This is a genomic window from Ekhidna sp. (genome assembly GCF_965228795.1).
GTDB lineage: Bacteria > Bacteroidota > Bacteroidia > Cytophagales > Cyclobacteriaceae > Ekhidna.
Genome location: NZ_OZ245839.1, coordinates 4,246,769 through 4,264,563, shown reverse-complemented (window position 1 = coordinate 4,264,563; position 17,795 = coordinate 4,246,769). Strand labels below are relative to the sequence as shown.

Here is a 17,795-nt window from a genome sequence, read left to right as displayed (position 1 = left end):
AGAAAAAATTTATGGATTTAGACCTGAAAGGAAGAAGAGCTTTAGTTTGTGGTAGTTCCCAGGGAATGGGACTGGCGATAGCAAAGGAACTGAGTGAGATGGGGGCAAACGTGACACTATTTGCTCGAAATGAGCATTCACTCAAGAATGCGCTGAATCAGTTGGCACCTGGTGATCATGATTACCTGGTTGCTGATTTCGACGATTTGGAAGCAGTCAAAAATGCAATCGATGTGGGATTGGCAAAGGCACCTTATCAAATCCTAATCAATAATTCAGGCGGACCAGCCCCGGGACCACTGGCAGATGCCGAACTTTCAGAGTTTCAAATCGCAATGAACAGACACCTTCATGTGAGTCACACCTTGGTTCAGAAAGTACTCGAAGGAATGAAAGAAGCAGGATACGGCCGAATTGTCAATATCATATCAACCTCGGTGAAAGTGCCAATAGCAGGCCTGGGTGTCAGCAATACTGTTAGGGGTGCCATGGCATCCTGGGCGAAAACGTTAGCCAATGAGTTAGGAGGGTATGGAATCACCGTGAATAATATTTTACCTGGATTTATCAACACGGCTCGTATTGAAAGTCTGGTAGCCGGAAAGTCTAAAAAACTTGGTAAATCTGAAGAGGAAATAGAAGAGGATATGAAAAAAACGATTCCTGCTGGTCGTTTCGGTGAACCTGAAGAAATCGCAGCATATGTAGGGCTTCTATGCAGTAATAGTGGAGCTTATATCAATGGAACTAGTTTACGAATAGACGGTGGCCGCACAGGCTCAATTTGATCATGCAAAGAATTCAAAATTTCATCAATGGCGAATATGTTGATCCGGCTAAAGGTCAATACATAGACAATGTAGAGCCAGGCACAGGAAAGGTATTTGCACAAATTCCAAATTCCACTCAGGAAGATTTAGATCAGGCTGTAGAAGCTGCTAAGGAAGCGTTTCCCGTTTGGAGCACCATGTCAGTGGATAAGCGCAGTAAGATTATAAATAAACTTGCTGATCTCATTGAACAGAATCTGGATGACTTTGCGCTGATGGAAAGCCGCGACAATGGGAAACCAATGTGGCTTGCCAGAGCTGTAGATATTCCTCGAGCGAGCACCAACTTTCGCTTTTATGCTTCAGCCATAGTGAATTATTCTTCGGAAGCACAGGTCTCAGAAGGCTTCATGGTAAACTACACGCGTAGAGCACCAATAGGCATTGTGGGATGTATTTCCCCCTGGAACCTACCACTTTACCTCTTTTCATGGAAAATTGCCCCAGCCCTTGCTATGGGCAACTGTGTGATTGCTAAGCCATCAGAGCTTACCCCGATGACAGCCTATTTGCTTGGGAAGCTTGCCAATGAAGCAGGGATGCCGCCGGGTGTTTTGAATATTCTCCATGGTGAAGGCAAAGGAATTGGACAGGCGATTGTAGAGCATGAAGCAACGAAAGCCATTTCATTTACCGGAGGAACAACAACTGGTAAGATTGTAGGAGCTACTGCAGCACAGCAATTCAAGAAGGTTTCTCTGGAGCTAGGGGGAAAGAACCCAAATATCATATTCGCAGATTGTGATTTGGATGAGGCGGTAAAAACCAGCGTGAAAAGTTCTTTTACAAACCAGGGAGAAATATGCCTGTGTGGTTCGAGAATTTTGATCGAAGAATCGATTTATGATGAATTTAAAAAGCGATTCCTGGAGGAGTGTAAAAAAATAGTTGTGGGAGACCCAATGGATGCTAAATCCATCATGGGTGCGCTTGTATCGGCCGATCATCTGGATAAAGTTGACTCGTACGTAAAGCTTGCTAAGGAAGAGGGGGGAACCATCTTACACGGAGGTAAGCGAATTGACAAAGAAGGTTTTTACTACGAACCGACGGTCATTGAGGGATTAGATAAAGACTGCAGAACGAATCAGGAAGAAATCTTTGGTCCGGTAGTAACGCTGAATCCGTTCAAGACCGAAGCAAATGCGATAGATATCGCTAACTCAACCCGATATGGTCTATCATGTACTATCTGGACATCCAATTTGAAGCGTGCTCACCGTGTTTCTCACGCCGTGCAGTCCGGAATCATATGGGTCAATTGCTGGCTTGTCAGAGATCTTAGAACACCATTTGGGGGAATGAAAGATTCCGGAATAGGAAGAGAGGGTGGAAATGATGCGCTTCGATTTTTCTCAGAGTCTCAAAATGTTTGCATCAAACTTTAGGCAATAAAAAACCCCGACAGAGATCGCCGGGGTATATTATCTATTCGGTTTTGAATTTCTTAGGTTGTAGCCTCGCCTGCTTTAAGCATTGCGATTTTGAAAGATTTTCTTTCCTTGTGTCCACAATATCCACAAGAATAGTATTTCATTAACTCACCTTCTTCAGTTTCAGTAGCAGTTTGAATAACTTCTTCTCTATCTACCTTAAGTGTCTGGTAGTTACAGTTGCTGCACTGAAGTGCATGTAACCTACCATTGTACTTTTCGATTTTAGTAAAACCAGACTCCTCATCAATCCATACATCATAGTCTACTGAGAAAGCATCTTCTTCTGCTTGCATACCTTCATCAAGGTATACATCCTCTTCTTCCTCACTCAATAGCTTCATTTTTCTTCCGTCAGGAGAAGTTCTAGGAGTATATCGTAGTTTTTTCAGACGCTTCTCAATGAAAAACGGATAATAGAACTTCAGCACATTCTGGATGATCACTCCAAGAATCACCGCAAACATTGAACTCATAAAGAGTCTTACAAAAAACCACAACCAAGTGGATTCGCTGAACATCGTGTTGAAATAAAGCGTGCCACCTACAATAATAAGCAGTGCTCCATTCCACAGCATGTTAATTTCATGCATGTTGATGTAGTCGTAGCGAGTTTTAAAATCACTAGTGGCTAGTAGTTTTAAATAATGGCCTAATAAAATTAACACTCCAACACCAGCCACAGCCATGGCAAGGTATCCTCCGTAAGTGTTCCAATTATTTAATAGTTCAGGTGAAATAGGGTCAGTCATAGCGTCTGTTTGTTAAATCGGAAATACTCCTTTTACAAAAATGTCAATTTTTTTAAAAACTCAACGTATCAAATTAAAATAAGAAGCATTTAAATCCCTCTAATTTTCTTGTAAAATATCAAAAAAATGTAATACGGACAATCCTATTTTATTCTGCAGTGGTCTAAAGTGGTTTAGGTATTTTTGTTGAAATCAATCAATTTGAAAAGAAATATGAATTTTTTACTTAAAAAAGCATTCACATTAGTTGTCTCTATAGCATTTATAATCGGTTGTACGGCTCCAAAAGAGGAGGCAATTGATTATACAACTCTTAGCGATGATGAATTGGCAAAAATCGCTGACTCACTGGCTCATGCCTACATTATTGTCGATGGCCATGTGGATTTACCCTATCGAATGAACGTAAAAGGGTTTATGATAACTAAGACTGTAGAAGATGTTTCGGTAGAAACCACCGGAAACTTTGACTATCCAAAAGCAAAAAGGGGTGGACTTGATGCACCTTTTATGTCCATATATGTTCCTTCAAGGTATCAGGAATCCGGAGGAGCTAAGGCTTTTGCAGATTCTCTCATTGATATGGTTTCTCGTTTACCCGAGACTTTTCCATCAAAATTTGCTCTTGCTGATTCTCCAGCAGATATTGAAGTTGCATTTGATCAAGGCTTGATCGCATTACCTATGGGAATGGAAAATGGTGCCCCAATCGAGGATGACATAAATAATGTGAAATATTTTTATGATCGAGGAATCCGATATATCACATTAACGCACTCAAAGGACAATCAAATTTGTGATTCATCTTACGATACCACTTATACCTGGAATGGTGTGAGCCCATTTGGCGAGCAGGTAATTGGAGAAATGAATAAGTGGGGGATCATGGTTGATATTTCGCATGTGACAGACAGTGCAGCGTTTGATGCACTACGTTTAACAAAAGCACCTGTGATCGCTTCTCATTCTTCGTGTAGAAAGTTTACTCCTGGATGGGAAAGAAATATGCCTGATACTTTAATTAAAGCAATGGCTGATAATGGAGGAGTGATTCATATTAATTTCGGTTCTAGTTTCCTTTCTCAGGAATCTCAGGACAAATTTGAAAAAATGAGGGAGGATCTGACAAACTACAGGGCTGAAAATAGCTTATCACCTGAGGATTCTATTTATAAAGCATATGCCAAACAGTATGCCATGGATAATGATGTTTATGAGGATGTGGAAAAAGTAGCTGATCACATAGATCATGTCGTAAGCCTGGTAGGCGTTGATCATGCTGGGTTAGGATCAGACTATGATGGAGTAGGAGATAGCCTGCCAAAAGGACTTAAAGACGTATCTACCTATCCAAACCTCATTCAAGAATTATTGAAGAGAGGCTACTCGCCTGAGGATATAGCAAAAATCTGCTATGAAAACACATTCCGAGTATGGAGAAGAGTACAGGAAGTAGCACAAGAGCTACAATCTGATATCTAATACTAATTAATTCTTTCGCTTGAGTGAATTGATAAAATTCGCCCAGGCGAAAGGATTTAGCAATTGATTTTGAGGAGGTGAATACCTGTTGATATAGGATTGCCGCTGTAGCTGCATATAATACTGATGATTTGCATTTGGTGATGCAGGAATATTAAGGTAAGCATCCCTCATGTATTGACTGTTGAGCCATTGATGAATATTGGCGTATTCTTTTTGATCGGGCAGCTCCATACTTATAAGTGCCTCTTTAAACATGCTCTCAGTAGGGTATGGTCGTATTTCCACTTCTTCTAGAAATGTTATGTCATCTTGTAAAGCAATGATCACTCGAAGACTAGACTCCTTATCATGTTTAGGTACAATAAAGTAAGCCCTTTTATAACCCACCGCACTGAAAACAATGCTATCTCCCTCTAAAACCGGGAGAGAGAAGAATCCGTAAGGATTTGTTGTGGTTCCTCTTCCTGATTTTGGGATGTAAACGTGAGTTCCGGGAACAACCGATGTACTATCCGAGCCAAAAACAACTCCTGTGAATTGAATAACCTTCTTGCTTTGCTCCTGAGATGAAGCTGAGAAAAAACAAAAAACTAAAAATAATGGTATCAGTATATATCTCAAATCAAGTTCCTTTGTCTATTAAAAGAGTTTTAGCCAATAAAAGTTTAACTTCGGTAAAAGTAGTGAAAAAATGAGGCTCAAGAATTTCAATCTCACTTTTGGCACCCAGATATTCAAGTCATTTTCGGATGAGTCTCGTACCCGTATCCTCCACCTTTTATACCGTCAAGAAGAGCTTTGCATTTCAGATTTAGAATCAATTTTAGATTTTACCCAGACAAAGACTTCCAGACATATAACGTACTTAAAAAATGCTGGTTTGGTAACTTTTCGAAAATATGATCAGTGGGTTTTCTACAGTATTAAAGAGGAGGGATATGATATGGTGAGTCAGATTTTCGAATTTTTAAGTAAAGATCCGATCTTGCGAAAAGATTTAGAAGTGTATAAAACAATGAACGCAAACTTGGCGTTGGCCAAGAATAAGATAGAGGCGAAAAAGTATAATAGGTGAAGGGAATTAAACACATTTTCTTCGATCTGGATCACACCATCTGGGATTACGATCGAAGTGCTCAGGAGACATTATTAGAAATTTTTGTAAATCTTGAATTGGCCACTTTAGGGCTTTCAGAGAAGAAATTCGTAAACACCTTTTATGAGGTGAATAACAAGCTCTGGGTTAAATACAATGAAGGTCTGGTGGATCGGGAATACATCAAAAATGAACGCTTCAACGATGTGTTTCGAACCTCCGGAATAGATGCAACCAAGTCAAAATTAGCCTCAGCGTATTTTTTAAGTCATTGTTCCTTGAAGCCCTATTTGATGTCGGATGCGATGACTGCTCTCAATTACCTATCAGGCAAATATGAGTTGCATATAATTACCAATGGGTTTTTAGATGCACAGAATAGAAAGCTAAGCAACTCAGGGATTTCTAAGTTTTTTAATGTCATGGTCACCTCAGAATGCGCAAACTCCAGGAAACCAAGCCCTGAAATATTCGAATATTCATTGAAGGAAGCAGGCGCATCCAAATCCGAAAGTATCATGATTGGTGACAACCCCAGAACAGACATTCATGGGGCCAGAGAATTTGGCCTAAAAACGGTCTTTTATGATCCCAGTGGACGTAAAAAGTCGTTGGCAGATTTCACCATTCAATCACATATGGAGCTAATCAAATTGTTTTAAAAACGTGGTTTGAAGCCTCTTCCATAACCTGGCTAAAATTTGAACTATTCCCCTTAATTTTGCGCTCCATTCATAAAAAAGAAAAGAGATGCCAAAAGGAAATTTTTTTGTCCCAGATCCAATCAATGAACCGGTACTAAGCTACGCTCCAGGCACTGCTGAGCGAGATGAATTGCTTGCTAAATACAAGGAAATGTACAATCAGCAAATTGATGTGCCGATGTACATCGGAGATAAGGAGGTTCATACCGACAAAAAAATTGCTATGACATGTCCTCATGATCACAAGCATGTTTTAGGTCATTTTTCAGAAGGCGATTCTTCGCATGTAGAAGACGCTGTTTCAGCAGCACTTGCAGCGAAAGAACAATGGGAAGGAATGACTTGGGAGAATCGAGCCAGTATATTTTTGAAAGCTGCAGATTTATTAGCTGGTCCCTATCGATCTAAAATCAATGCGGCAACCATGCTTGGTCAGGGCAAAAACGTTCATCAGGCAGAAATAGATGCAGCATGTGAATTCATTGATTTCTTAAGATTCAATGCAGCATTTATGCAAGAGCTGTATATGCAGCAGCCAATTTCTTCTGAAGGAGTTTGGAATAAGATGGAATACAGACCATTGGAGGGCTTTGTTTTTGCGATTACTCCTTTCAATTTTACAGCGATTTCGGGTAATCTTCCTGCTGCGCCAGCCATGATGGGCAATACTGTAGTTTGGAAACCAAGCTATACACAAGTGTATTCGGCACAGGTAATCATGGAAGTGTTCAAAAAGGCGGGGTTACCGGATGGTGTTATAAATCTGATATATGTGGATGGACCTGTTGCCGGGGACGTGATTTTTAATCACCGTGATTTTGCCGGACTCCATTTTACAGGAAGTACCGGTGTTTTCAAGATGCTTTGGAAAACGATTGGATCTAATCTGGATGCTTACAGGACATATCCAAGGATTGTTGGCGAAACAGGAGGTAAAGATTTTGTTGTTGCTCATAAGTCAGCAGATGCAAAAGAAGTTGCCACTGGATTGGTGCGAGGAGCGTTCGAATTTCAAGGGCAGAAGTGTAGTGCAGCATCAAGAGCTTATATTCCTTCCAATCTATGGGAGGATGTGAAAAAATACATGGTAGAAGACCTGAAGTCAATCAAAATGGGTTCTCCGGAAGATCCTTCCAATTTTGTAAATGCCGTTATTGACGGAATCGCATTTAAGAAAATTTCAGCCTACATCGATGACGCTAAAGCGGCAGATGGTGTTGAGCTTATCGCAGGAGGAAACTATGATGATTCGAAAGGCTGGTTTATTGAGCCAACCGTGTTTGAAGCAAAAGATCCTAAGTACAGAACCATGTGCGAGGAAATCTTCGGGCCTGTTCTTACGGTTCATGTATATGATACTGATAAGTTCGAAGAAATTCTGAGTGTGGTAGATGAAACCTCTCCTTATGCACTCACAGGAGCAATTTTCAGTAAGGACAGATATGCTGTTGATTTGGCAACATATAAATTAAGAAATGCAGCCGGTAATTTCTACATCAATGATAAGCCTACCGGTGCAGTTGTAGGTCAGCAACCATTTGGAGGAGCAAGAGCTTCCGGTACAAATGATAAAGCAGGTGCAATGATGAACCTGATGCGATGGGTAAGTGCCCGCACAATCAAGGAGACTTTTGTTTCGCCTACTGATTATCGGTATCCATTTTTAGGCTAATTTTAGATTAATGCCTTTAAGACCATTTCATTTAGCTGTGCCGGTAAGAGATTTGGGTGAAACCAGATCTTTTTACCGGGATATTATGGGGTTTGAGGAAGGCCGCTCTTCAGACAGATGGGTTGATTTCAATTTTTACGGCCATCAATTTGTCATACACATGGTTGACAAAAAGGATGAACTTGAAGTAAATCCGGTAGATGGCCATTCGGTACCTGTGCCACACTTCGGGGTAGTCCTTCAGTGGGATGATTGGGAAATCCTAGCCCAACGATTACAAGAAGCCAAAATCGATTTTATTATTGATCCTTATGTAAGGTTTGAAGGTGAAGTGGGAGAGCAGGCAACTATGTTTTTTAAAGACCCATCGGGCAATGCACTTGAGTTTAAAGCCTTTAAAAACGACTCAGAAATTTTTGCTAAATAAGGAAAGTGGTTCTCTTTTTTGAGAAATCTTGCCTACTTTCAAATTCTTTAAAACTGACACTATGAGTGAAATTTCAGAAGGCAAGGTAGATGCGATACTGCAGCTCACAAAGTCAGAATCTCTTCAAAGCGGAAAATTCAAGGATTTTGTATCTGAGTTAATTCCTGCCATCTGTGCATGCATTAGTGCCTATCAAGCCTCGTTTTGGCTTTATAGAAGTGAAAATGCTTCGTTTGAAGCTATTCAAACCTATGATGTAGATTCAAAAAAAGCATCTAAAGGGAAAGCATTGGAAGCTTCCTCATTTACGGAATTCATGGAAGTAATAAAAACTAATTTATTTGTTCACCTGCAAAGTACAGATGACTCAAAAGCAAATGAAGATTTTGTAGTGGACTACTTACTAAAAAACAGGCTGACATCCTGGGCCTCAGTTCAGGTGTGGAATGACAATCGACTATTCGGTCTTGTGGTTGTTGAATGGAAGTCGAAAAAGGACTTTGTCGACACAGATAAGTTGATTTTGACTACTGCATCTTCGATGATCAGCCAATGTTATGACGCCTTACTTAGGTTAAAAGAAGATTTTCTGCACCGAAATGAGGTGAGTTCATTGAAGGTTGAGGAAAAGGAAAAAGAAAAGCTGGCAAAAAAACTTTCCGATCACGCTTTTTACACCTCTCATAGTATTAGACATCCACTTTCTACGATCTTGGCACTTATCGATTTAATCAAATTAAATTGGGAAAGTCGTGAAGCTTATGAAGAGCTGCTACAGCAATTAAAAATAGAAACAATGAATTTGGATGATGCAATCCGAGTGATGACGGCAAAAATTGAATTAGATTAGTCGCCTTATTTTTACGTACTGCCATCTCCAATGACCAAGAAATCTAACCGGATTAAAGAAGTAATTCTTAAGAGGAGCACCTTTATCATTTTTCTTATTCTGATATTGGGAGCATTTGGATTGCTTCGAATAGTGACTACCCATAAGGATATCGACGATGTAGCCAACATCGACCTGCCAATCATTGAGATTCTCACTCAGATCGAAACGTATCAGTTAGAGCAAGCGATTGCGTTTGAGCGCGCAATCCGATATGCAGAAGAAATCGAGCCTGGAAACAACCTTGCTTTGCAAGGTTTTTCGGAAGCAGATAGTACGTTCAGGTATTTGGCTCAGTTGGTAGATATTCTACTCCTTGATTCCGAACAGACGGTTGTGGATGCACTGAAGCAGACCAATCAGGAGGCACAACGAATTAAGCTAAAGGGGCTGTTGCTTTCAATTAGGAAGTTGGAAAGTGACCATACCAGCTATGAAAAACATGCGTTGGAAGTGGTTGATCTTTTGGAGGAAGGCAGAATAGACGAGGCAGTATTTGCATCCGAGCGTGTTGAATCAGAGGAAGATCAATTCAACAAGCAAGTGGAAGGTGTGCTCATGCGTCATGAAATGTTCACTGAAGCTTTGGTGAAAATAGTGGAGCAGGAAGAGGTGTTATCTATGAAATGGATAGTGACATTAACGCTCTTATTCATTATCCTTTCGTTACTAGCAGTCTATACATTCAGTTATAAAATATGGCGTCCATTAGAAGATATCCGCACGGGTGCAGAGAGAATTGGTCGTGGTAATTTGAATGCTCGAATCAAGTTGACGTCAAACAGTATCACCAGCGATATTGTCGATTCATTTAACGAAATGGCAGATCGACTGTCTTATTCTCAGAAGGAGATTGATCAATTCATACATTTCTCCTACAGCACGGCCGATGACCTGAAGGCTCCAATTACAAATCTTGGGTCACTTCTGGACATGCTAGGAAAGGATAACATGAATACTTCCAATTTCAAGGCGATTCTCAATAATGCGAAAAAGACTAATCAGCAACTTCACAAAACGGTGAATTCACTTGTAGAAGTGAATAAAGTAAGAGAAGAATTGGGCAGTGAGAATGAGCTACTTGAGGTTGATGAAGTATTAAAAGAGGTAGTTGCTAGCAATATCAGTAAGATTAAAAATGCCAATGCGGTTATAAAGAAGGATTTCTCAGAATGTGCAGATTTGGACTATCCAAAATCGCAATTGAAGATGATTTTCAAGCATCTTTTAATTAATGCGATTGCTTATAGAGATCCTGAAAAACCACTTCAAATTAGGGTAAAAACCAAGCGTGTCAGCGGACACACCACACTCATCTTCAAGGATAATGGACTTGGTTTTGATTCAATCAAACATAAGGAGGAGATTTTCAGGCCTTACACACGATTACATTCTCATGTGGATGGGTCAGGCTTAGGCCTCTATATCATCAAAATGATCATTGACTATCACCGAGGAGGAATAAGAGTGGAGAGTGAACCCCGAAAAGGAGCCACATTTGCAATCAGGCTGAATTAATTTTTCACCAGGTGATCTTCGTAAATCTGATAAAGCAGCTCTGGAGAAAGTGGTTTGGAAATGAAAGCTGCAATCTGTTTGGACAATGAAGCCCTTTCTTCGTCTTTAGCTGAAATTGATGATGTAAGCATCACAACCTTAGTGCCGCCATTCATTCCGAGCTTCTCATATTCATCCATGAAATCCCAACCGTCTTGATCAGGCATATTAAGGTCTAAAAAAATAACATCCGGGGTTTCACCTGATGATTTTGCGTGATTCAGAAATTCAATAGCCGACGGAACATTGTTAATGGTTTTTACTTCATCAGCGAATTTTGCATGTTTTATAATGACCGAATTGATTGAATTTACAATATCGTCATCATCAACGAGAAGTACCTTTTTGAATCGTTCCAAAATTAAGCGATGGTTTATGTGCTAAAGTTAAAAAAAGCATCATGAATATTGATTTTCAGTGTGGCTTTTTTTGAGTTTAGGCCAAAGTCTTCGATGAGACGCTGATTTAAGCGATGGTTAAAACAAAATATTCATGATCCAAGAACACCAACAACCATGTAAGTCATCCTACCACTTTGAGTGGTGGGACGACTAGATTTTATGTTAATAGAAACAAAAAAAGCCCGGCGATTTGCCAGGCTTCTGCTCTCCCTCTTGGGCTCGAACCAAGGACCCTCTGATTAACAGTCAGATGCTCTAACCAGCTGAGCTAAGGGAGAATTTTTTATAAAATCAATCCTTTTAGAAGGTCTTCTCTGCTCTAATGCTGACGCTTCGGTCAGCATCTAAGGGAGAAGATTTCCTAAAAAGGAGTGCAAATGTAAACATCCAGTTTGCAATTCTCAATGCCTCCGATTAAAAAATTTTCAAAATCTTAAATTACTTGATAATAAGACATAATGACATGAAATATGTCATTATTCATTCAAATGAAGACATAATGGCATTAAATTAAGTCCGTAAAGTGATTGGTACAGAATTCGATTAATGTCTAACCGAATTTGAAACATGTAAAACCAAAAAACTTAAGAAAATGGGACTTATAAAGTACAACACGGACGATTACAGACCAACAAGCTTTAGAAGCTTTGTAGACAGGTTTTTCAACGATGAATTTGTGGGTGGCTCTATGCCGACCTTCTCACCGAAAGTGGACATTGCTGAAACTGAAAAGGAATTCGAAGTTCAGTTACATGTTCCTGGAATGAAAAAAGGTGATTTTAACATTGATCTAAATGATGATCAAATCACAGTAAGTGGTGAGAGAAAGTTTGAGAATGAGAAGAAGGACAAAAATTACCACAGTGTAGAAAGCTACTATGGATCATTCAAAAGAACTTTTTACTTACCAGACGTGGTAAACAAAGAAAAAGTAGATGCTTCTTATCAGGATGGTATTTTGAATATCATCTTACCAAAGGATGAGAAGAAAGTCACAAAGAAGCAAATAGCAGTTAAGTAGTGTTTTGAGTAGGTGATTGGGGTGTCCACCGACCGGTGGATGCCCTTTTTTTTGTTAATAATGGTTAACCTTTGGGTCTTTATTGATTTTGGGTATAACCATTTGATCAATTTTGTGGTATAATGACTACAGTAAAAAGGATAGGATATGAGTAAAAGAAATTTAATAATGGCGATGGTGTTTTCCTCGTTGTTTGGAGGAATTGTCGCTGTAGTAGGATACAATTTAATATCACCAAAAGAACGAATTATACAGCAAGCCACAGGGGAAGCCAATCCGGTTAGCCTTACAAACTATGTGTTTGATTCGGCTGATTTCATTGTACCGGAGGGACTCAACTTTGTATTTGCAGCAAAAAATGCTACACCCTCAGTGGTACATATTAGAACACAGTATACTGACGGCTCAAGAGCTAACAGTCCATTCAATGAATTTTTTAGGGATTATTTCGGAGAAAGATATGATCGAAGAGGAGGCCCTTCTCGAGGTGCCGGATCCGGAGTTGTGATTTCCCCGGATGGTTACATAGTGACGAACAATCACGTGATTGAAAATGCTGATGAAATTGAAATAGTGCTCAATGATAATAGAAGCTACCAGGCCAAAGTGATTGGAGCTGATGAGGACACAGACCTTGCGGTTTTGAAAATTGATGAAGAGAATCTGACTGCCGTTAAATACGGTGATTCAGATGATATAAATATTGGCGAGTGGGTGCTGGCCATCGGCAATCCATACGAGTTCAGATCTACTGTGACCGCCGGTATTGTAAGCGCGAAGGGGAGAAACATTAATATTCTGGCAGGTGATTACAAAATCGAATCATTTATTCAGACAGATGCCGCTGTGAATCCCGGAAACAGTGGGGGAGCATTGGTAAATTTAAATGGAGAACTGGTAGGCATCAATACAGCGATTGCATCACCTTCCGGGGCTTTTGCCGGTTACTCATTTGCTGTACCGGTTTCATTGGTTAAAAAGGTAGTAAGCGACTTGGTAGAGTATGGAGCTGTTCAGAGAGCACTGCTTGGTATTAGAATTTTTGATGTGAATGCGCAGGTTGCAGAGCAGTTTGATCTGGATATTTTAAAGGGCGTATATATTAATGATGTGGTTTCCGGTGGTGCTGCTTCAAAAGCAGGCCTTGAAGATGGTGATGTTATAGTCGCCATTGACGACCGTTCAGTCAATAATGTAGCCCAGCTTCAGGAACAGATTGCTATTAAGCGTCCAGGCGATCAGGTCAAAGTGAAATTTATCAGAAATGGCAGAGAAAAAGTGGCAATTGCAAAGCTTAGGAATGAGTCCAATACGACTGAGGTTGTAGAGTTAGCCGCTGACTATCGAATTGAAGGGGCAACATTTGTGGATGTTTCTGATGCACTTAAAGATCAGTTAGGGATAGATGGAGGAGTTCAAATTAAAGAATTAGGTCCCGGTAAATGGCGCGAAGTACGAATGAAGGAGGGATTCATTATCACGGGTATTGATAATGAGAAAATCAGAAACATTCGTGATTTGGAAAATTACTTCAAACGTCCACGAGCAGACGGAATTTTAATTGAAGGCGTATATCCGGACGGTAGCAAGGCGCACTATGGATTAGGTCTTTAAAACAATAAATTACATATTGTCAACCCCGCATGTGCGGGGTTTTTTATTTCTATAATTTCGGGGTAGTGAAAGATGTGATAGTCATTGGAGGTGGTCTTGCGGGATTAGTAAATGCGATTCTACTCAATAGGGCCGGGATAAGCGTGAAGCTTTTTGAAGAAAAAGAATACCCCTTTCACCGTGTTTGCGGCGAGTATATTTCAAATGAGGTTATTCCATTTCTGAAGTCAAATGATTTATTCCCCGATCAACTGCAACCATCTCCCATCACTCAATTTCAACTAAGTGCCATATCAGGAAAGCTACTGGAAATGCCATTAGACCTTGGCGGATTTGGGATAAGTAGATATGCTTTTGATCGATGGTTGGCTGAAATAGCGATACGGGAGGGTGTGGAAATCATTTATGAGCGAATTGTGAATGTGGAGTCTGAATCTGAAACCCTGATTGCAGGGGCTAAAGATGGAACCAATCATGAAGCCAATATCATAATTGGAGCATTTGGTAAAAGAAGCACGCTTGATAAAAGACTTGATAGAGACTTCCTGACCCGGAGGTCACCATACATCGGTGTGAAATATCATATCAAAACAGACCTGATGGCTGATGATTTAATAGCGCTGCATAATTTCCACAATGGGTATTGTGGCGTAAGTAGAGTGGAGAATAATACGTTCAACTTATGCTATTTATCCAGCCGGGATAATTTGAGGAAGCACGGTTCTGTTGAGAAAATGGAGCAGCATGTCTTAATGAAAAATCCATTTTTGAAAGATCTTTTTTCAGAGGCAGAATTTCTGTTTGAAAAACCTCAGGTCATAAATGAGATCACTTTTGAGAAGAAGGAGCCTGTCTTCAATCATGTATTAATGAGTGGAGATGCAGCCGGAATGATCACGCCTTTGTGTGGCAATGGGATGGCTATGGCCATTCATTCAGCTAAGCTGTTGAGTGAGTTAATCATTGAAAACTATGATTCTGGATTTAACAGACAGAAGTTAGAGAAAGATTATGCGAAAATCTGGAATGATCAATTCGCAAATCGACTGAAAGCAGGTAGATCCATTCAGAAATTATTTGGTTCTAAGATTATCTCAAATTCAGCCATTTCGATCGCTAGATCTTTTAGCCCGCTTGCAAACTTCCTTATGCGGCAGACCCATGGACAGCCATTTTAACGTCGGCGAAACTCTGTTTTCGTCAGCTGATGACGCTTTTGTTTTAATAAAACCAAAGAAATATAAAATAGGCGTTGAGCATTAGTGAAGAAATCAGGTTTAAACGCATGGTTGATTCATAATCAGCATTTTGTGAATTCGCTCTTACCCTTAGATACCAAGAGGTGAAATAGCCCAGTATTGGTGTCATAAATAGAAGAAAAACGTAGGCCTCTATGCTAGAATGATAGTGGAAGAAATAATAAAGAAAACCTACACTAGACACCAAAAAGGCAGCAGAGGTAAAATGAAAGGTTCCGATTATTCCCAATTTCAGGCTGATGGTTTTATCACCTCTTGATCTGTCTTCATCATGCTGATAAATCTGAGTCATAGGATATGATCCGAGAAGCAGAAGTGAACTTAAAATTCCGGGAAACTGAATGCTCCAAAGAAAGGTATCTGCCACATGTAAGTTATTAATTGCGATATAGCTAAGGATGAAGGTGAAATAACCTTGAAAGATTCCAGCGGCTAACCATCCAATAACTGCAAATTTCTTAAGACGGATGTCCGGATGGCTGTAGGCTTTTGAGATCAGACCATACACCAATATCATCATCATAAACTCTACTGAAATTAGAAGTGCCAGTAATAGTGCAGCAACGTCCAGAAACAAAGAAATGTAATAAAGCTCTTTGGTCGTTTTGGGTGGCTTTTTAAGTCCACCAATACTTCCTTCGTCTTTATCAAAATAGGAATTGTATCCGTTGCTTGCCGGGTAAACCAGGAAATGAAGAATAAAAAAAGCAAGTGCTGAATTAATCCAGGATATATGCTCTGAAACTGCCAATGCGAGCAGGAATACAGGCATTAGGAAAAATGAAAACGGAATTCGAAGATGTAGTAATGTGGATTTTTTCAAATGGAATAGATCATCTCGGCTAAAAGTTGGTTAATATTAATGAACTAGTAGCAGATGGCCACATTTATTCAATCCATAGGGACCGCATTACCACCAAATTTGGCAAGTCAGGATCAAATAGCTGACTTCATGACCAGCCATTTGGAGCTATCTTCTCAAGAAGAAAGAAAGCTCCGCGTACTTTATCGAGCCAGTGGGATTAAGCAACGTTATTCCGTGCTAAAAGACTTTAGTCAAAATTTAAATGGTCAAAGTTTTTTTAAAGAAGACGCAGCATTTCCATCTGCTAAACCACGCATGCTAGTCTATCAAAAATATGCGATCGGATTAGCTCATGATGCATGTTTGGAAGCGATCAAAATTTCGGATGTAACTAAGGAGGAAATCACACATCTTATTGCGGTGAGCTGTACAGGAATGTACGCTCCAGGCCTTGACATTGAATTGATTGATCGGCTAGGTTTAAAGACTTCAACGCAACGAACCTCAATCAATTTTATGGGATGTTATGCAGCATTCAATGCGATGAAGGTAGCTGATAGTATCATTTCCGGAAACAGTCAAGCAAAAGTACTGGTGGTATGTGTCGAACTGTGTAGCATCCATTTGCAACAGAAAAAAGACGATGAGAACTTACTGGCCAATGCCATATTTGGCGATGGCGCTGCAGCAATGATCTTTTCAGGCGCTCCTTCCTCACGGTCATTGGAACTGAAAAATTTTTACAGCGACTTGGCGCTGCAAGCACGCGATGAAATGGGCTGGTACATCGGAGATCATGGATTTGAAATGCATCTAAGTGCTAAGGTGCCTGACGTTATTAAAGACGGAATTGGCCAACTGACCCAGCGGTTGTTACAAAGCATCCAACTAGAAGTTTCAGATATCAATTACTTCGCGATACACCCCGGAGGCAAAAGAATACTTGATGTGATAGAAGAGAAACTACATATCACCAAAGATCAAAACAAAGCAGCCAGAGAGGTGCTAAAGACACATGGGAACATGTCATCACCAACCGTCTTATTCGTAATTCGGAAAATCTTGGAAGAATTGTCTGAAAAGGATGATCAAAAACACTTACTGACCTTTGCTTTTGGGCCCGGACTCACCATGGAAAGTGCTGTGCTTAAAACTCACATCGATGCTTAGGCAAAGATCCCATGAAATCGAAATAATGGACGACCTCTCAATCTCGGGAGAGGTAGTTGATCAGACACTTCGGGAACTCAACACCATCAATAAGCGGCTTGGCGGCAATCAAATCAGTATTGCTGCCTTCAAGCAATTAAGTCGTGGAAAGGACGAAATTATATTGGCTGACCTGGGTTGTGGGGGTGGAGATATCATGGAGGAAATGGCTTCCTGGAGTAGGAAAATGAATATGAATGCTTCATTTATTGGCATTGATGCCAATGAAAATATTGTACACTACGCTGAAAAGAATACACGGAAGTTTCATGAGATAACCTATCAGGCTATTAATATATTTAGTACTGAGTTCAGGCAACAGACCTTTGACATAATTCATTGCTGCTTGTTTGTGCATCATTTTACAACAGAACAGCTCATCGAGCTTTTTGGTCAATTTAAGAAGCAAGCCAGAGTAGGCGTAATCATTAACGACCTTCACAGACATCCCCTGGCCTATTGGAGTATTTCTCTACTAACATCTCTTTTTTCTAAATCAACAATGGTCAGGAATGATGCAGCAATTTCTGTGGCACGCGGCTTTAAGAAACATGAACTCAAAGAGATAATGAGAAAGGCTGGGATTACAGATTATAAGCTAAGTTGGAAATGGGCTTTTAGGTGGAAACTAGTGTTTTAGA

At 40.1% G+C, this 17,795-nt stretch carries 18 protein-coding genes and 1 tRNA gene; 14 read left to right on the top strand and 5 right to left on the bottom strand.

Features of this window, described 5'->3' with window-relative positions:
• The first annotated feature begins 11 nt into the window (after window positions 1-11).
• Entirely contained in the window at window positions 12-788 is a 777-nt protein-coding gene (locus ACQK2H_RS19275; protein WP_425393017.1) for an SDR family oxidoreductase, read from the top strand.
• 2 nt (window positions 789-790) lie between these two features.
• Window positions 791-2,218 (top strand): aldehyde dehydrogenase, encoded by a 1,428-nt coding sequence (locus tag ACQK2H_RS19270; RefSeq protein ID WP_425393016.1) that lies wholly within the window; start codon window positions 791-793, stop codon window positions 2,216-2,218.
• Window positions 2,219-2,277: 59 nt separating this feature from the next.
• Here ACQK2H_RS19270 and ACQK2H_RS19265 read toward each other — a convergent pair whose 3' ends face one another.
• Complete coding sequence (locus tag ACQK2H_RS19265) at window positions 2,278-3,015, bottom strand: hypothetical protein (protein WP_425393015.1); 738 nt, start codon at window positions 3,013-3,015, stop codon at window positions 2,278-2,280.
• A gap of 213 nt (window positions 3,016-3,228) precedes the next feature.
• On the opposite strand from ACQK2H_RS19265, the gene ACQK2H_RS19260 reads away from it, so the two are divergent.
• Window positions 3,229-4,497, top strand: coding sequence for a dipeptidase (locus ACQK2H_RS19260; RefSeq protein WP_425393014.1), 1,269 nt, complete (start codon window positions 3,229-3,231; stop codon window positions 4,495-4,497).
• Window positions 4,498-4,503: 6 nt separating this feature from the next.
• On the opposite strand, the gene ACQK2H_RS19255 is transcribed toward ACQK2H_RS19260, so the two are convergent.
• Complete coding sequence (locus ACQK2H_RS19255; protein WP_425393013.1) at window positions 4,504-5,121, bottom strand: carboxypeptidase-like regulatory domain-containing protein; 618 nt, start codon at window positions 5,119-5,121, stop codon at window positions 4,504-4,506.
• 70 nt (window positions 5,122-5,191) lie between these two features.
• Here ACQK2H_RS19255 and ACQK2H_RS19250 point away from each other — a divergent pair, with 70 nt between their 5' ends.
• From ACQK2H_RS19250 to ACQK2H_RS19225, 6 genes are all read left to right on the top strand, one after another.
• Window positions 5,192-5,575: an ArsR/SmtB family transcription factor gene (locus ACQK2H_RS19250; RefSeq protein WP_425393012.1), complete on the top strand. Its 384-nt coding sequence runs from the start codon at window positions 5,192-5,194 to the stop codon at window positions 5,573-5,575.
• On the top strand, window positions 5,572-6,258 hold the full coding sequence (locus ACQK2H_RS19245) for a YjjG family noncanonical pyrimidine nucleotidase (protein WP_425393011.1): 687 nt from the start codon (window positions 5,572-5,574) through the stop codon (window positions 6,256-6,258). Before ACQK2H_RS19250 ends, ACQK2H_RS19245 begins: the two co-directional genes overlap by 4 nt.
• Before the next feature lie 88 nt (window positions 6,259-6,346).
• On the top strand, window positions 6,347-7,972 hold the full coding sequence (pruA, locus tag ACQK2H_RS19240) for an L-glutamate gamma-semialdehyde dehydrogenase (RefSeq protein ID WP_425393010.1): 1,626 nt from the start codon (window positions 6,347-6,349) through the stop codon (window positions 7,970-7,972).
• Between the two features lie 10 nt (window positions 7,973-7,982).
• Entirely contained in the window at window positions 7,983-8,399 is a 417-nt protein-coding gene (locus tag ACQK2H_RS19235; RefSeq protein ID WP_425393009.1) for a VOC family protein, read from the top strand.
• Window positions 8,400-8,460: 61 nt separating this feature from the next.
• Window positions 8,461-9,249, top strand: a complete 789-nt coding sequence (locus ACQK2H_RS19230) for a hypothetical protein (RefSeq protein ID WP_425393008.1) — start codon at window positions 8,461-8,463, stop codon at window positions 9,247-9,249.
• Window positions 9,250-9,279: 30 nt separating this feature from the next.
• Entirely contained in the window at window positions 9,280-10,806 is a 1,527-nt protein-coding gene (locus ACQK2H_RS19225) for a sensor histidine kinase (RefSeq protein WP_425393007.1), read from the top strand.
• Here ACQK2H_RS19225 and ACQK2H_RS19220 read toward each other — a convergent pair.
• Both ACQK2H_RS19220 and ACQK2H_RS19215 read right to left on the bottom strand, forming a co-directional pair.
• The gene (locus ACQK2H_RS19220) at window positions 10,803-11,204 is read right to left on the bottom strand and encodes a response regulator (protein WP_425393006.1); all 402 of its coding nucleotides are present in this window, start codon (window positions 11,202-11,204) and stop codon (window positions 10,803-10,805) included. The genes ACQK2H_RS19225 and ACQK2H_RS19220 overlap by 4 nt on opposite strands.
• 246 nt (window positions 11,205-11,450) lie before the next feature.
• Window positions 11,451-11,524 (bottom strand) — tRNA-Asn (locus ACQK2H_RS19215).
• 314 nt (window positions 11,525-11,838) lie between these two features.
• Here ACQK2H_RS19215 and ACQK2H_RS19210 point away from each other — a divergent pair.
• The 3 genes from ACQK2H_RS19210 (at window position 11,839) to ACQK2H_RS19200 (ending at window position 15,059) form a co-directional block, all read left to right on the top strand.
• Window positions 11,839-12,267 (top strand): Hsp20/alpha crystallin family protein, encoded by a 429-nt coding sequence (locus ACQK2H_RS19210; protein WP_425393005.1) that lies wholly within the window; start codon window positions 11,839-11,841, stop codon window positions 12,265-12,267.
• 147 nt (window positions 12,268-12,414) lie between these two features.
• Window positions 12,415-13,881, top strand: a complete 1,467-nt coding sequence (locus ACQK2H_RS19205; protein ID WP_425393004.1) for a S1C family serine protease — start codon at window positions 12,415-12,417, stop codon at window positions 13,879-13,881.
• Window positions 13,882-13,946: 65 nt separating this feature from the next.
• Window positions 13,947-15,059, top strand: a complete 1,113-nt coding sequence (locus ACQK2H_RS19200) for an NAD(P)/FAD-dependent oxidoreductase (protein ID WP_425393003.1) — start codon at window positions 13,947-13,949, stop codon at window positions 15,057-15,059.
• Window positions 15,060-15,102: 43 nt separating this feature from the next.
• Here ACQK2H_RS19200 and ACQK2H_RS19195 read toward each other — a convergent pair whose 3' ends face one another.
• A complete protein-coding gene (locus ACQK2H_RS19195) occupies window positions 15,103-15,912 on the bottom strand; it encodes a UbiA family prenyltransferase (protein WP_425393002.1) in 810 nt (269 codons plus the stop codon).
• Between the two features lie 105 nt (window positions 15,913-16,017).
• On the opposite strand from ACQK2H_RS19195, the gene ACQK2H_RS19190 reads away from it, so the two are divergent.
• Both ACQK2H_RS19190 and ACQK2H_RS19185 read left to right on the top strand, forming a co-directional pair.
• Complete coding sequence (locus tag ACQK2H_RS19190) at window positions 16,018-17,115, top strand: type III polyketide synthase (protein WP_425393001.1); 1,098 nt, start codon at window positions 16,018-16,020, stop codon at window positions 17,113-17,115.
• Window positions 17,108-17,794 carry a methyltransferase domain-containing protein gene (locus tag ACQK2H_RS19185; RefSeq protein ID WP_425393000.1) on the top strand — a complete coding sequence of 229 codons (687 nt, stop codon included), beginning with the start codon at window positions 17,108-17,110 and terminating at the stop codon, window positions 17,792-17,794. Before ACQK2H_RS19190 ends, ACQK2H_RS19185 begins: the two co-directional genes overlap by 8 nt.
• Window position 17,795 lies beyond the last annotated feature (1 nt).